The sequence below is a fragment of the Streptomyces sp. 8N616 genome, assembly GCF_052246385.1.
Lineage (GTDB): Bacteria > Actinomycetota > Actinomycetes > Streptomycetales > Streptomycetaceae > Streptomyces.
Window position 1 is genome coordinate 23,344 of record NZ_JBQQBY010000042.1, and the last position, 14,188, is coordinate 37,531.

Annotated in this window: 14 protein-coding genes; 4 read left to right on the forward strand and 10 right to left on the reverse strand. The window is 71.2% G+C overall.

What is annotated here, in order from left to right; translation table 11 throughout:
• Positions 1–11: 11 nt before the first annotated feature.
• Both ACTWQC_RS30045 and hemL read right to left on the reverse strand, forming a co-directional pair.
• The gene (locus tag ACTWQC_RS30045; protein ID WP_443318991.1) at positions 12–773 is read right to left on the reverse strand and encodes a histidine phosphatase family protein; all 762 of its coding nucleotides are present in this window, start codon (positions 771–773) and stop codon (positions 12–14) included.
• Positions 774–781: 8 nt separating this feature from the next.
• The gene (gene hemL / locus ACTWQC_RS30050; RefSeq protein ID WP_443318992.1) at positions 782–2,110 is read right to left on the reverse strand and encodes a glutamate-1-semialdehyde 2,1-aminomutase; all 1,329 of its coding nucleotides are present in this window, start codon (positions 2,108–2,110) and stop codon (positions 782–784) included.
• 116 nt (positions 2,111–2,226) lie between these two features.
• Here hemL and ACTWQC_RS30055 point away from each other — a divergent pair, with 116 nt between their 5' ends.
• Complete coding sequence (locus tag ACTWQC_RS30055; RefSeq protein WP_443319035.1) at positions 2,227–2,805, forward strand: hypothetical protein; 579 nt, start codon at positions 2,227–2,229, stop codon at positions 2,803–2,805.
• A 109-nt stretch (positions 2,806–2,914) separates the two neighbouring features.
• Positions 2,915–3,283, forward strand: coding sequence for an ArsR/SmtB family transcription factor (locus tag ACTWQC_RS30060; RefSeq protein ID WP_443318993.1), 369 nt, complete (start codon positions 2,915–2,917; stop codon positions 3,281–3,283).
• A 45-nt stretch (positions 3,284–3,328) separates the two neighbouring features.
• Here ACTWQC_RS30060 and ACTWQC_RS30065 read toward each other — a convergent pair whose 3' ends face one another.
• The 7 genes from ACTWQC_RS30065 to ACTWQC_RS30095 form a co-directional block, all read right to left on the reverse strand.
• Positions 3,329–4,528, reverse strand: a complete 1,200-nt coding sequence (locus tag ACTWQC_RS30065) for a sugar ABC transporter permease (RefSeq protein WP_443318994.1) — start codon at positions 4,526–4,528, stop codon at positions 3,329–3,331.
• The gene (locus tag ACTWQC_RS30070; RefSeq protein WP_443318995.1) at positions 4,525–5,313 is read right to left on the reverse strand and encodes an ATP-binding cassette domain-containing protein; all 789 of its coding nucleotides are present in this window, start codon (positions 5,311–5,313) and stop codon (positions 4,525–4,527) included. Before ACTWQC_RS30070 ends, ACTWQC_RS30065 begins: the two co-directional genes overlap by 4 nt.
• A 16-nt stretch (positions 5,314–5,329) precedes the next feature.
• Positions 5,330–6,442, reverse strand: coding sequence for a sugar ABC transporter substrate-binding protein (locus ACTWQC_RS30075; RefSeq protein ID WP_443318996.1), 1,113 nt, complete (start codon positions 6,440–6,442; stop codon positions 5,330–5,332).
• 12 nt (positions 6,443–6,454) lie between these two features.
• On the reverse strand, positions 6,455–9,184 hold the full coding sequence (locus tag ACTWQC_RS30080; RefSeq protein WP_443318997.1) for a SpoIIE family protein phosphatase: 2,730 nt from the start codon (positions 9,182–9,184) through the stop codon (positions 6,455–6,457).
• Between the two features lie 444 nt (positions 9,185–9,628).
• The gene (locus ACTWQC_RS30085) at positions 9,629–10,087 is read right to left on the reverse strand and encodes a hypothetical protein (RefSeq protein WP_443318998.1); all 459 of its coding nucleotides are present in this window, start codon (positions 10,085–10,087) and stop codon (positions 9,629–9,631) included.
• Positions 10,088–10,389: 302 nt separating this feature from the next.
• Positions 10,390–10,512, reverse strand: a complete 123-nt coding sequence (locus ACTWQC_RS30090; protein ID WP_443318999.1) for a hypothetical protein — start codon at positions 10,510–10,512, stop codon at positions 10,390–10,392.
• Between the two features lie 322 nt (positions 10,513–10,834).
• Positions 10,835–11,572, reverse strand: a complete 738-nt coding sequence (locus tag ACTWQC_RS30095) for an AAA family ATPase (RefSeq protein WP_443319000.1) — start codon at positions 11,570–11,572, stop codon at positions 10,835–10,837.
• A gap of 91 nt (positions 11,573–11,663) precedes the next feature.
• Between ACTWQC_RS30095 and ACTWQC_RS30100 the strand changes: the two genes are divergently transcribed.
• Entirely contained in the window at positions 11,664–11,999 is a 336-nt protein-coding gene (locus tag ACTWQC_RS30100; RefSeq protein ID WP_443319001.1) for a YnfA family protein, read from the forward strand.
• Between the two features lie 49 nt (positions 12,000–12,048).
• Positions 12,049–12,816 carry an SDR family NAD(P)-dependent oxidoreductase gene (locus tag ACTWQC_RS30105; RefSeq protein ID WP_443319002.1) on the forward strand — a complete coding sequence of 256 codons (768 nt, stop codon included), beginning with the start codon at positions 12,049–12,051 and terminating at the stop codon, positions 12,814–12,816.
• A 30-nt stretch (positions 12,817–12,846) separates the two neighbouring features.
• Here the strand turns inward: ACTWQC_RS30105 and ACTWQC_RS30110 are convergent, their stop codons facing one another.
• Positions 12,847–14,040, reverse strand: coding sequence for an RtcB family protein (locus ACTWQC_RS30110; RefSeq protein WP_443319003.1), 1,194 nt, complete (start codon positions 14,038–14,040; stop codon positions 12,847–12,849).
• Between the last annotated feature and the right edge of the window lie 148 nt (positions 14,041–14,188).

The following is a 14,188-nucleotide window of genomic DNA, read 5'->3' on the forward strand; positions in this document are numbered from 1 at the left end:
TGCTCGCGGACTCAGGCGCCGAACCCCTTGGCGCCCTTCACCGCTCCCCGCCCGAAGCGGCGTTGCGCGCCCGGCCGCAGATGCGCAGGTACGAGATCCCGGGCCGGTTCGCTGTAGCCCACGGACACGATCCTGTCGCCCTGGAAGGTGAAGGACGTCAGGCTGGCGAGCGAGCACTGCCTCCGGCGCGGGTCGTGAAACAGCCGCCGCCGCTCCGCGAAGCTGCGCACGATCCAGATCGGCAACTGATGGCTGACGGCCACCGCCTCGTGTCCGCGCGCGGCGTCGCGCGCCGCGGAGAGCGCGGCCATCATCCGTACGACCTGCTCGATGTAGGGCTCTCCCCAGGAGGGGCGGAACGGGTTGGTGAGGTGCCGCCAGTTGCCGGGCCGCCGCAGCGCGCCGTCGCCGACCCCGAAGGTCTTGCCCTCGAAGACGTTGGCGGCCTCGATGAGCCGCTCGTCCGTGGCGATGTCGAGCGAGTGCCCCTTGGCGATCGGCGTCGCCGTCTCCTGCGCGCGCTCCAGCGGGGAGGAGACCACGTACGTGATGTCGCGCTCGGCGAGGTACTCGGCCACCCGGTCGGCCATCTGCCGCCCCAGCTCGGAGAGGTGGTAGCCGGGCCTGCGCCCGTAGAGCACGCCGTCCGGGTTCTCCACCTCGCCGTGCCGCAGCAGATGGACGACGGTGACCGGCGCTTCGGAGGCTTCGGGAGCTTGGGAAGCTGGGAGGACGTCGGTGGCGTCGGTGGCTGGGGCGCTCTCGTTGCTCATGTCGTCCATCATGCAGATGCCTCGGCGGCGGCCCGCGCGGCCGCCGGCAGCGCGGCGGCGATGCGCTCGATCGCGGAGGAGTCGTGGGCCGTCGAGACGAACCAGGACTCGAAGGCGGACGGCGGGAGGTAGACGCCCCGGTCCAGCATGGCGTGGAAGAAGGCGGTGAAGCGGTACGCCTGCTGGGCCCGTGCCTTCGCGAAGTCGGTCACGTCCTCGTCGGTGAAGAAGACGGAGAACATGTTCCCGGCCGTCTGCAGCCGGTGCGCCACGCCCTCCTTGGCCAGCGCGTCGGTCACCAGGCCCTGCACCTCCGCGGAGACCGCGTCCACGCGCGCGTACGCCGCGTCGTCGAGCAGCCGCAGCTGGGCGAGCCCGGCCGCGGTCGCGACCGGGTTCCCCGAGAGCGTGCCCGCCTGGTAGACCGGGCCGACCGGGGCAAGATGGGCCATCACGTCCGCCCGGCCGCCGAAGGCCGCGGCCGGGAACCCGCCGCCCATGACCTTGCCGAAGGTCATCAGGTCGGGCTCGACGCCGTCGATGCCGTACCAACCCGCCCTGCTCACCCGGAAACCGGTCATGACCTCGTCGGAGATGTAGAGCGCGCCGCTCTCCGCACACAGCGACTTCAGGCCCGCGTTGAAGCCGGGCCGCGGCGGCACGACGCCCATGTTGCCCGGCGCCGCCTCGGTGATCACACACGCGATCTCGCCCGAGTGGCGGGCGAACGCGTGCCGTACGGCGTCCAGGTCGTTGTACGGCAGCACGATCGTGTCCCCGGTCTGCGCACCCGTCACCCCGGGCGTGTCCGGCAGCGCGAAGGTCGCGACGCCGGACCCGGCCGCGGCCAGCAGGGCGTCAACGTGACCGTGGTAACAGCCCGCGAACTTGATCACCTTGGCGCGCCCGGTGAAGCCGCGGGCGAGCCGGATGGCCGACATGGTCGCCTCGGTACCGGAGGACACCAGGCGCACCTGCTCGACGGGCGTGACCCTCGCCACGATCTCCTCGGCGAGCGCGACTTCGCCCTCGCCCGGCGTGCCGAAGGAGGTGCCGCGGGCCACGGCCGTCTGCACCGCCTCGGTGACCTGCGGGTGTGCGTGGCCGAGAATCATCGGGCCCCACGAGCACACGAGATCCACATACTCGTGGCCGTCGGCATCGGTGAGGTACGGACCGGCGCCGGACACCATGAACCGGGGCGTACCACCCACGGCACGGAACGCGCGGACGGGGGAGTTCACACCGCCCGGCGTCACGACAGCAGCGCGGTCGAAAAGTGTCTGCGAAACTGGGGCCGGAACTGAGGCATCGTACGAGTGAGTCACGTAATCCATGGTGTCAGAGCCTGACGGGGACACGCGGCGGGGCGTTTCACCGCCCGTGTGCGGGGGAGGTCTCTGGGACGATGATCGGGTTGCGCGGCGGAGTCCGCGAGTGGTCGGGTGGAGATATGCAGCGCGGTGGCGGACTGGGTGAGGGGACCGATGACCTGGGCCCCGAGCGCGCCGGCGTCCCCCATGCCGAAGGCGAAGGGCGGGGGAGGCACAGGGGCGAGCGCGAGGGGAACAGTGGCGGGAGCAGGAGTGGACGGGTGGGGGTGACGTACAAATATTTCGGCGCGCCCGACGGAGCCACCGCGGCCAGGGTCCCCATTTCCATGCGCCCCGAGGAGCTCGGCGGTGACGAGCTCGGCATGGGCGGCATGTTCACCAAGATCAAGCCGGAGATGATGGCGGCCATGGTGCTGACCGGTATCGAGGGCATACCCCTGCACAAGGTGCCGCCGCTCGAGCTCGTCGTCCTGCACCCGGACTACGCGGTGGTCAAGCTGCCGATGACGGTCGTCGACCCGCTGCGGGGAGTGGGCGAGGAGGCCGTCGGAGCGGCGGCGTTCATCTGGTCGACGGTCCCGGACCGCGGGGGGCCGCGGGACGCGTTCAACGTCTACCAACTGCTGCACGAGTGGCAGGACTTCAGCCACCGGCTCCACGAGGCGGGGCACCAGCCGTACTGTCTGGTGTGGCCCTGATCCCTGGCCTGGCACTGATCCGCTGACAGCCCGCGGTCGCGACCGCACGCCGTGCCGGTCGCGACCGCGGAGACTCCCCCATTGGTTCGACGTATGTCAAACTAGATGCATGTCGAACGTGGAGACGCTTCCCGTCGTGGCGCCGGAACTGGTGTCGGATGTCGTGCCCTGCTGCCCGCCGCTGACCGAGCGGCCGTTGTCGGCCGAGGAGGCCGAGCGGACCGCGGCGATGTTCAAGGCGCTCGGCGACCCGGTCCGGCTCCGGCTGTTCTCGCTGGTCGCTTCGCACGAGGGCGGCGAGGCCTGCGTCTGCGACATCTCCGACGTCGGGGTCTCGCAGCCGACGGTCAGCCATCACCTGAAGAAGCTGCGCGAGACGGGGCTGCTGACGTCCGAGCGGCGCGGCACCTGGGTGTACTACCGGGTCGCGCCGGAGGTGCTGGCAGCCATGTCCGGCGTGCTGGCCCCGCGAGGCTGAGGCCTCCGGCACCAACTCGGCCCGCCACAGCCTGTTCTCTCCCCCTCAGGCCCGGCCGTGTGCCTGCTGCGAGCGTCTCGACAGCGAGTCGATGACCACGGCCGCGAGCAGCACCCCTCCGGTGATCATGAACTGGACGGCGGCCTGAATGCCCAGCAGGGCCATGCCCGAGGCGATCGACTGGATGACCAGCATGCCGAGCAGCGCGGCCCAGGTCGTACCGTGCCCGCCGAAGAGGCTGGTGCCGCCGATGACGGCCGCGGCGATGGCGTTCATCAGGAGGATGCCGGAGCCCGAGGTCTGGCTCGCCGAGGTGATCCGCGAGGCCAGGAACAAGCCGCCGATCGCGGCCATCGTCCCGGACACCATGAAGACCGAGATCCGCACCCGGACCACGTTCACCCCCGCACGGCGAGCCGCCTCCACGCCGCCGCCGAGCGCGTAGACCTTCCGCCCGTACGGCGTGCGGCGCAGGAGGAAGTCCAGGCCGGCGATGACGGCGAGGAAGACCAGCAGGGCGAGCGGCAGGCCCTGGAAACGGTTGAGGACGTACGCGGCGGCGAACGCGATCACCGCGAGCACACCCGTACGCACGCCGATCTCGCTGAGCGGCCGGGACGGCATCCCCGCGGCCAGGCGGCGCCGCCTGTCCTGGTACGAGATGAGAAAGAACACCGCCGCGCCGAGCGCCGCCAGGCCGTACGCGGCGGCGACGTCGTTGAAGTAGTAGCTCGTCAGCTTGGCGACCAGGCCCTCGTCGTCGATGTTGATGCTGCCGCTCGAGCCCAGGACGTAGAGCATCAGCCCGTTCCAGGCGAGCAGGCCTGCGAGGGTGACGACGAAGGCCGGTACGCCGACCCTGGCGAAGAAGAACCCCTGGACCAGTCCGACTGCCGTGCCGGAGAGCGCGGCGAGGATCACGGCAAGGCCCTCCGGCATGCCGTGCTGCACGCTCAGCACGGCGAACACGGCCGCCGCGAGGCCGCTGACGGAGCCGACCGAGAGATCGAGTTCGCCGATCAGCAGCACGAAGACGATCCCGACGGCGATCAGCCCGGTTCCCACGATGTCCACGCTGAGGTTGGACAGATTGCGCGGCGAGAGGAAGTTGCTGTTGAGGGCTTGGAAGATGACCCAGATCAGGACGAGCCCGAGGACGACCGGGACCGAGCCGAGTTCTCCGCTGCCGAGCCGGCGCTTGAGTGCGCCGACGTAGCCCTTGAGGCCCTCCGCGAGCCGGCTCACAGCCCCGCCTCCCCCGCGCGCGGGGAGCGGCGGATCACGGCGTCGCCCGTGGCGCCGGTGATGGAGGAGATGATCTGTTCCTGGGATGTGGTGTTCACGTCGAAGAAGCCGTTGTTGCGGCCCAGGCGCAACACCGCGACCTGGTCCGCGACGGCTTTGATGTCGCCCATGTTGTGACTGATGAGCAGCACCCCGAGCCCGCGGTCGCGCAGACCGTCGACGACGTCGAGGACCTGGGTCGTCTGCTGGACGCCCAGTGAAGCGGTGGGCTCGTCGAGGAGAAGGACCTTGGGCTCGCCGAGGAGCGAGCGGGAGATGGCGACCGTCTGCCGCTGGCCCCCGGACAGCGAGGCGACGGGGACGCGCACGTCGGGGATGGTGATGGCCAGGGTGCTCAGCAGCGTGCGGGTACGGCGTTCCATCTCCACCTCGTCCAGGACGCACACCTTGCGGATCTCACGGCCGAGGAAGAGATTGCCGACGACGTCGAGGTTCTCGCACAGCGCGAGGTCCTGGTAGACGGTCGAGATCCCCAGGGCCTGGGCGTCGTGAGGGCGCTTGACCTGGACGGTCCGGCCCTCCCATTCGATGACGCCCTGGTCGGCTGGGCTGACACCCGCAATCACCTTGACGAGGGTGGACTTGCCCGCGCCGTTGTCACCCACCAGAGCGACGACCTCACCGGCGTGGATCTCCAGCTCGACATCCTTCAGCGCCTGGACGGCGCCGTAGTACTTGGAGACGCCGCGCAACGCCAGCAGGGGCGAGGCTGACACGGGCACCATCTCCTTTCCGCCTGCATTACGGGATGAGTCCGACCCTCTCGCAATCCGACCGGTACTTCGGGGTGCAGATCTGCTCGATCGTGTACATACCGTCCTTGACGACGGTCTCCTTGATGTTGTCGGCCTTCACGAAGACCGGGGTGAGCAGGACGGCCGGGACCCGGCCGGTGGCGGGGACGGTGACCTCGTCCTCGGCGATGGCGCCGAGCGGTTCACCGCGGCCCAGGGCGACGGCCAGTTCGGCGGCGGCGTCGGCCTGGGGCTTGAAGGGCTTGTAGACGCTCATGTACTGCTCGCCCTTCACGATGCGCTGTACGCCGACGAGTTCGGCGTCCTGCCCGGTGATCGGGGGCAGCGGCTTGATGTTGTTGGCCTTGAGGGACGAGACGATGCCGGTGGCCAGGCCGTCGTTGGCGGAGTAGACGCCGTCGATCCCGTCGGGACCGAGGGCCGCTATGGCGCCGGACATGTTGGTGTGGGCGTTCTCCGGCAGCCATCCGACGGTTTCGTACGCCTGGCGGATCTTCACCTTGCCCTTGAGCGCGTCCAGCGCGCCGTCCCTGAACCAGGCCGAGTTGGGGTCGGCCGGGGGCCCGTTCATCATGACGATCCGGCCGCCGTCCGCCTTGTCGCCCATGGCCTGGAGGAGCCCCTCGCCCTGCATCCTGCCGACCTCCCTGCCGTCGAAGGAGACGTACGCCGAGATCGGGCCCTCGGCGAGCCGGTCGTAGGCGATGACCGAGATCCCCGCTCCGTCCGCCTTCTCGACCGAGCTGGTGAGCGCCTTGGAGTCGACGGGGTCGAGGATCATGACCTCGACCCCCTTGATGATCATGGAGTCCACCTGCTGCTGCTGGGTGGCCACGTCCCCGCGGGCGTTGGCGTACTCGACCGTGCAGTCGCTGCACCGCTCCGCGATCCCCTTCTCGATCAGGGGCCGGTCGAACGCCTCCCAGCGAGCGGTGTAGCTGTCCGGGAGCAGCACGCCGATCTTCGGGCCGCCACCCGTCCCGCCGGGGGAGCTCGCGCGCATGCCGCCGGACTCCGCGGCCTTGCCGCAGGCCGCGAGGCCGACGGCCAGGGACACCGCGGCCACTCCGACGGTGATGTCACGCAGATGGGTCTTCACGTGACGCACCTCCTACGTGCTGCCCGGCTCCGAGCCGCGGGCCTCCGAGCCGCGTGGCTCCGTGTCGCCAGGCTCGCGTGAGGGCAGGACGATCTCGCTCCACACCTGCTTGCCGCCGCTGACGGGCACCGAGCCCCAGGACGCCGACATCGCCTCGACGAGGAGAATGCCCCGGCCGCCGGTCGACTCCCAGTCCACGATCACCGGTTTGGCGGGCGCGCGCGGCGACGAGTCGCTCACGGCGATGCGCAGCCGGTCCGCGGTGAGCCTGAGGTCGAGGCGCACCGGGCCCTGCGTGTGCACCAGGGCGTTGGTGACCAGTTCGGAGACGACCAGAAGGATCACATCGGTCTCCTCCGCCAGTTTCCAGGAGCGCATCGTGCGCGCGGTGAAGCGGCGCGCGTGCATGACCGCGTCGGGCAGCCGCCACACCGTCCAGCTGGCCCGTATCGGCCGGACCTTCATCCCGTCGTAGCGCAGGAGCAGCAGCGCCACGTCGTCGTCGCGCCGGCCCATGTCGCCGAGCAGTGCGTCGGCCACCCGCCCCGCGTCCGACGGATCCGCTGCGGCGAGATCCTCGCGGACACGGCGCATGCCGTCATCGAGGTGGAGGCTCGAGGACTCGACCAGGCCGTCCGTCATCAGGGCGAGGAGCGCGCCGGGGGCCAGACCGACCGTGGTGAGGGGGAACTCGGCGTCCGCGAGCACCCCCAGCGGGGGCCCGCCCTCGGCCGCCACCTCCTCGGTGATGCCGTCCGGCAGGCGCAGCAGCGGCGGGAGGTGGCCGGCCCGGACGATCCAGGCGTCGCCCTCCTCCATGTCCAGCTCGACGTAGCAGCAGGTGGCGAACAGATCCGTCTCCATGCCGACGAGCAGGCGGTTGGCGTGGGAGACGACCACGTCGGCCGGGTGGCCCTCCACGGCGTACGCCCTGATCGCCGTGCGCATCTGGCCCATGATCGTCGCGGCCGCGGCGCTGTGCCCCTGCACGTCCCCGATGACCAGCGCGACCCGGCCCTCGGAGAGCGGGATGACGTCGTACCAGTCGCCGCCCACCTCGAGCCCCATCATCGCCGGCAGATAGCGGGCGACGGCCACCCCTCCGGCGAGCGGCGGAAGCCTGCGCGGCAGCAGGCTGCGCTGGAGCATCGTGGCGAGCTCGTGCTCGGCGTCGAATGCGTGGGCGCGCTTGAGGGCCTGCCCCACGAGACCCGCGGTGGCGGTCAGCAGGGACCGCTCCTCGGGGCCGAACGCGTGCGGCTCGTCCCAGCCGACCAGGCACGCGCCGACCACCCGGCCGTCGGCCGGGAGCGGCAGGACGGCGAGGCCGCCGGGCCCTACGCCGGACAGGCCGGGTTCCAGCGCGGTGCCCGCGGGCCACAGGCTCGTACGGCCCTCGCGCATCGCCGCCTCCAGCGTGGGCAGGGCGCGGATCGGCGCATCCGGCCACTCCGAACGCCATTCGGACCGCCAGATGTGCGGCCACGCGCTGGGCTCCGGAGGGTCGAGGACGGTGACGACCAGCCGGTCGGCCTCGAGCTCGGCGAGCGCCACGCGGTCGGCTCCCAGCGGGTCCCGCAGCGCCGCGACCACCACCCGGCTGACGTCCCGGATGGTCGTCGCGTTGGCCAGCGTGGCGGACAGCCGCTGCACCCGGGAGACCTCGTCCGCGGTGGGCCGCAGATGCGAGGCGTCGGCGACCACGCCGACCACACGCTCCGGCCTGCCGGCGGCGTCCGCCAGCACCCGGGCGCGCAGCCGCAGCCAGCGCAGCTCGCCGGTGGGCCGGCGGATGCGGAACTCCAGCTCGCGGCCGCCGGAGGCCAGCTGGCTCGGCTCGACGATGGACATCAGCGCAGGCAGGTCGTCCGGGACGGTGTGCGCGAGGAGGGTCTCCACCCGGCCGTCGAAGTCGTCCGGGGCGATGTCGACGAGCTCGAGCACCCGGGCATCCGCCTCGATCCGGCCGGTGCTCAGGACGAGGGTGAACGAGCCGACGCGGAGCGGGTCGAGGGCGGGGCCCAGCAGCGACTGCGGCTCCGTCTGGCGGGGGTCCGCGGCCTGCGGCTCTTGGGGGTGGGGCTCTGTGGGGTGGGATTCCTGGGGGTGGGATTCCTGGGGGTGGGGTTCCTGGGGGTGGGACTCCGCCTGGTGCGGCTCCGTGGGATGGGACTCCGTACGGGGCGGCTCCGTGCGGCCCGCGGCCCGGGCGGCCTTCGCCTCACGGCACGCCTCGAGCCGGGCGGCGACCTGGTCGGCGTACAGCTCGAGGACATTGCGCCGCTCGGCGTCGAAGCCGTCCCCCGCGTCGTCCACGACGACCAGGCAGCCCAGCCGCCTGCCGTTCGTACCGAGCGGCAGCGCGCCCAGGGACACGTCGGGCGGGGGCGTGTCCGGATCGGTCTCCTGGTAAGCGGCGAGATCGGCGGGGTTCAGCCAGAGGGGGCGGCCGGTGCGGCAGGCGTCGGCGACGGGAGACCGGTCGGACAAGGCGTAACTCGCCGACAGCTCGTACAGGGCTCCGGGCCCCCCGGCCGTCTCGGCCAGTCGCAGTTGCTCGCCCTCATCGCCCTCTTCGCCGACTACATAGACAGCGGCAAGCGCGGCCCCGGCGAACACAAGGACCTGCTCCGTCACAGCCTGCTCCACCCCCGCGCTCTGCAGGCCGGCGTCGCTTGCCCCGACTGTCAGGTCCGCCCGCGGCCTGGGGACTCCGACCCCGGCGCCGCCTTCGCTGGACATATCGTCAACCCACCTCGTGTCCATACTGTGCGTCCTGACGGGCAGGGGCTAGTCAGACGACGGCGTGATGTTCGGAAGCCCGGGGGCGGGGATGGGCCCGGGGCGGCGCGGCCCATTTGCTTCTCAGCGGCGTTTCTGCTGGTCAGAGGTGGTGACGTGGCGAGGCGCCCCACCGTGGGCGGGGCGCCCTCAGTCATATGTCCGGCCGAGGAAGACGTGCCCGTATCGCCTCCGGCGACGGACCGCCCTCCGGTCCCGCGGAGCACCCGGTCGCCCGGATCCCGATGCCACAGTTTCCGATGCCACAGTTCCCGGTGCCACGGGTCCCGGTCGTACGGATTCCGGTGCTCCGGGCTCCGGTCGTACGGATCCCGGTGCTCCGGGCCCCGGTCGTACGGATCCCGGTGCTCCGGGCTCCGGTCGTACGGATCCCGGTGTTCCGGATCATGCCGCACCTCTCGAGCGGCGCCGCAGGACCATGACGCCACCGCCCGCCGCGAGCGCGACGAGCCCGGCACCTCCCGCGAACTCCGCGTCGCTCATCCCCCCGGCCCCACCGCCCTCGCCTGCGTGCGAGCCCCTGGTCGGCCCGACCTGCACCCGGTCGAAGAACCTCGTCCCGTCACCGCACCGGATGGTGACCCGGTACTTGCCTCGGGCGTGCCAGAAGACCTTCGCGTGAGTGGCGAGGTAGTGGACCCTCGGCCTCAGCCTGACCGTGCCGAAGGCGCCGGAGTACGCGGTCGCCCCCTGGCGGAGGTCGCAGCGGCGGTCGTCGCTGATCCACAGGGTCTGGCCGGGGCGTGCCCAGTGCGGGTTGGCGGAGGCCACGGCGGCAGGAGCGGTGAGACCGACGAGGGCGGTCGCCACCGCGGCGGTGGCGAAGACGCGAGCAGGACGCATGGGTGCCTCCGGGTGCCGGCCGTGACCCCTGTGGCCACCTCGGGAAGTTCCGGCACAGCACCGATGCAAAGCGAGGAATCGGCGACCCGCGACGCGAGATCCTTTCCCGGCCACCGCCCGGTCACCCTGATGCCACATCAGATACGAGGGGCCGCCCACGGCCTTTTCGCAGCGCTGACGGCGTGTCATGGGTGAAGGGCGGACGGCCGCACGAACCCCCGGGCGGCGGCCCCCGCACGAGTGACGCCCTGTCAGGCTGCGAGGAAGGCCCGGAGCAGGTCCGGGAGGCTCGGACCGCGAGGTCAGCGGTCCGCGTGCAGGACCGCGTAGATCATGACGAACGCGACGAGGTGGATCGCGAAGAAGAAATAGGCCACCCGCCACCAAAGGTGGTGGGACAGCTTTCGCTCGTCCGATGAGTCCATGACGGGCCCTGTCCCTTCCTTGCCGTCGCTGTGTCGCCGCGGTGTTGCGGTGCCGCGGTGCTGTGCTGCTCGTCGGTTCTTCGGCGCCGGCGGCCGGGGCACCCCGCACTCGCGGAGGCCCGGCGGTCCGGCGGTCCGGCGGTCCGGCGGTCCGCGACCAACCCTACGGCCGCTCCGCCGACAGGTAGCGCCGGGCCATCGGGGCCGGGCCGCCCTCTCCAGCCGCGTCATCTCGGCGGCGGGCGGGACCGCAGTACGGACCTGCCTCATGGCCATGCCAAGAATCCTTGCCAAGAATCCGCGACGCCGGGCGGGCCGGGCCTCAGTCGATGACGTGCCGCAAGTAGGCGTTCGGGTCGGCCAGATATCGGCGCCAGTGGTCGACGATGGCCAGGTCCTGCCACTCCGCGGAGCGCATGCCGTGCTCGCCGACCTCGACGATCTCCGCCCCCGGCATCGCGGTCAGCAGCGGTGAGTGGGTGGCGCAGATGACCTGCGCGCCCATGCGGCCCAACTCGTGCAGCACTCCGACGAGTTGCAGACAGGAGGCGAAGGACAGCGCGGCCTCCGGCTCGTCCAGAACATACAGGCCCCTCTGGTGGAACTTGTCGCGGAACGTGGCCAGAAATCCCTCGCCGTGACTCACCTGGTCCACCCGCACCGACAGGCCCTTGCCCGCCGCCTCGCTGCGCAGCGCGTCCAGCGCGGTCTCCGCCCGCAGAAAGAAGCCCTTCCGACTGGTGCGCGGCCCCCGCACCATCCGGCGGCCCGCCGCCGTGGCGTCGAAGCGAAGGCGCGTCCCGAGCGGCGACGGCTGCCGCGAACTGGCGTATCGGTAGCCGGCCGAGCCGCCGTACGAGTCGAGCCCGTACGCCTCGGCGAGCGCCTCGACGAGCGTCGACTTCCCCGAGCCGTTCTCCCCGACCAGGAACGTGATGGGTGCAGTGAAGCGCAGGCCGCCGTCCAGCAACTGCCGCACGCACGGCACCGACCACGGCCACGCGGCCCGGTCGTACTCGCTGCTGTCCGGAAGGTGCGCATACGCGCGGTCTATGAGCATGCCCCCGACGTTCTCACACGCGACTGACAGCGCTCCTGGGCTCCGTTCGCGGGGTGCCTGGACCCGGCGGCCGGGTCCATAGGCTTGCGGCATGTTCATCGCGCGCTCCGTGACCCTCTTCGTCCTCGCCGCCCTGCTGGAGATCGGCGGCGCCTGGCTGGTGTGGCAGGGCGTGCGGGAGCACCGGGGCTGGGCCTGGATCGGTGCCGGTGTCATCGCCCTCGGCGCGTACGGGTTTGTGGCCACACTCCAGCCGGACGTGCACTTCGGCCGCATCCTGGCCGCGTACGGCGGGGTGTTCGTGGCCGGGTCGCTCGCCTGGGGCGTGGTCGCGGACGGCTACCGTCCGGACCGCTACGACGTGGCCGGTGCGCTGATCTGCCTCATCGGAGTCGCCGTGATCATGTACGCGCCGCGGGCCCGCTGACCGGAATATTCTTCGTACGGACCGACAACGCCGCGCCGCAGGAGGCCTCATGTCCACCGTCCCGACTGCCGTCATCACCGGTGCGAGCAGCGGTATCGGCGCCGCGACCGCGCGGCGGCTGGCAGCCGCCGGCTACCGCGTCGTCCTCACCGCCCGCCGCAAGGACCGCATCGAGGCGCTGGCCGCCGAGCTGACCGAGGCGGGGCACGAGGCGGTGCCGTACGCCCTGGACGTCACCGACCGCGCGGCCGTCGAGGCGCTCGCCGCCTCCCTCGACCGCTACGGCCCGGTCCGGGTGCTGGTCAACAACGCGGGCGGCGCGCTCGGCACCGAGCCCGTGGCCTCCGCCGACCCGGCCGACTGGCGCTCGATGTACGAGGTCAACGTGCTCGGCGTGCTCCACATCACGCAGGCCCTGCTCCCCGCCCTCACCGCGTCGGGCGACGGCACCGTCGTCGTCCTCTCCTCCACCGCGGGCCTGGCGACGTACGAGGGCGGTGGCGGCTACGTCGCCGCCAAGCACGGCGCCCATGTCATCGCCGAGACGCTGCGCCTGGAGCTGTGCGGACAGCCGGTGCGGGTCATCGAGATCGCGCCGGGCATGGTGAAGACGGAGGAGTTCGCCCTGACCCGCTACCGCGGCGATCAGGACAAGGCCGCGGCGGTCTACGCGGGCGTGGCCGAGCCGCTCACGGCGGATGACGTGGCGGACACGGTCACCTGGGCGGTGACCCGCCCGCCGCACGTCAACATCGACCTCCTGGTCGTCCGCCCCCGCGCCCAGGCCTCCAACTACAAGGTCCACCGCGAGAGCTGAAGGGCGGAAGGGCTGAAGGGCGGAAGGGCGTCAGCCCTTCACGCACACGACCTGCTTCAGCTTCGCCACGACCTCGACCAGGTCCCGCTGCTGGTCCATCACCTTCTCGATGGGCTTGTACGCGCCCGGGATCTCGTCGACCACGCCCGAGTCCTTGCGGCACTCCACACCCCGGGTCTGGTCCTCCAGGTCCCGCGTCGTGAAGCGCTTCTTCGCGGCGTTGCGGCTCATCTTCCGGCCCGCGCCGTGCGAGGCGGAGTTGAACGAGGCCGCGTTCCCGAGCCCGCGGACGATGTACGAGCCCGTGCCCATGGAACCCGGGATGATGCCGTAGTCGCCGCTGCCCGCCCGGATCGCGCCCTTGCGGGTCACGAGCAGGTCCATGCCCTCGTACTGCTCCTCCGCCACGTAGTTGTGGTGACAGGAGATGACCTGCTCGAAGGTCGGCTTCGCCTTCTTGAACTCCTTGCGGATCACGTCCTGGAAGAGCCCCATCATGATGGCGCGGTTGTTCCTGGCGTACTCCTGCGCCCAGAACAGGTCGTTCCGGTACGCCGCCATCTGCGGTGTGTCCGCGATGAAGACCGCGAGGTCGCGGTCGACCAGGCCCTGGTTGTGCGGCAGCTTCTGCGCCTCGCCGATGTGGAACTCGGCCAGCTCCTTGCCGATGTTCCGGGAGCCGGAGTGGAGCATGAGCCAGACGGCACCCGTCGTATCCACACAGAGTTCGACGAAGTGGTTGCCGGAGCCGAGCGTTCCCATCTGCTTCGTGGCCCGCTCCTCACGGAACTTGACCGCGTCCGCGACCCCCTGGAACCGCGCCCAGAAGTCGTCCCACCCCGCCGTCGGGAAGCCGTGCAGCCGCCCCGGCTCCACCGGGTCGTCGTGCATCCCGCGCCCCACGGGAATCGCCTGCTCGATCTTCGAGCGCAGCCGGGACAGGTCGCCGGGCAGGTCGTTCGCGGTCAGCGAGGTCTTCACCGCGCTCATGCCGCAGCCGATGTCGACGCCGACCGCCGCCGGGCAGACCGCACCGTGCATCGCGATCACCGAGCCGACCGTCGCGCCCTTGCCGTAGTGCACATCGGGCATGACGGCCAGGCCCTTGATCCACGGCAGCGTCGCGACGTTATGCAGCTGCTGCATCGCGCCGCCCTCGACCGTCGCCGGGTCGGTCCACATCCGGATCGGCACCCGAGCGCCGGGCACTTCGGTGTACGCCATGATGTCCTCAATTCCCCCGTAAAAACAGAAACCGCAAAAGCCGGACTTACCGCTAGCTTCTCGACAAGGACCCAGCAGGCGCGGCAGTGCGTGCGATACAACATTGTGTCCAGCGCCCGCCGACCGGCGGCAACCAGTTTTCCCCCGA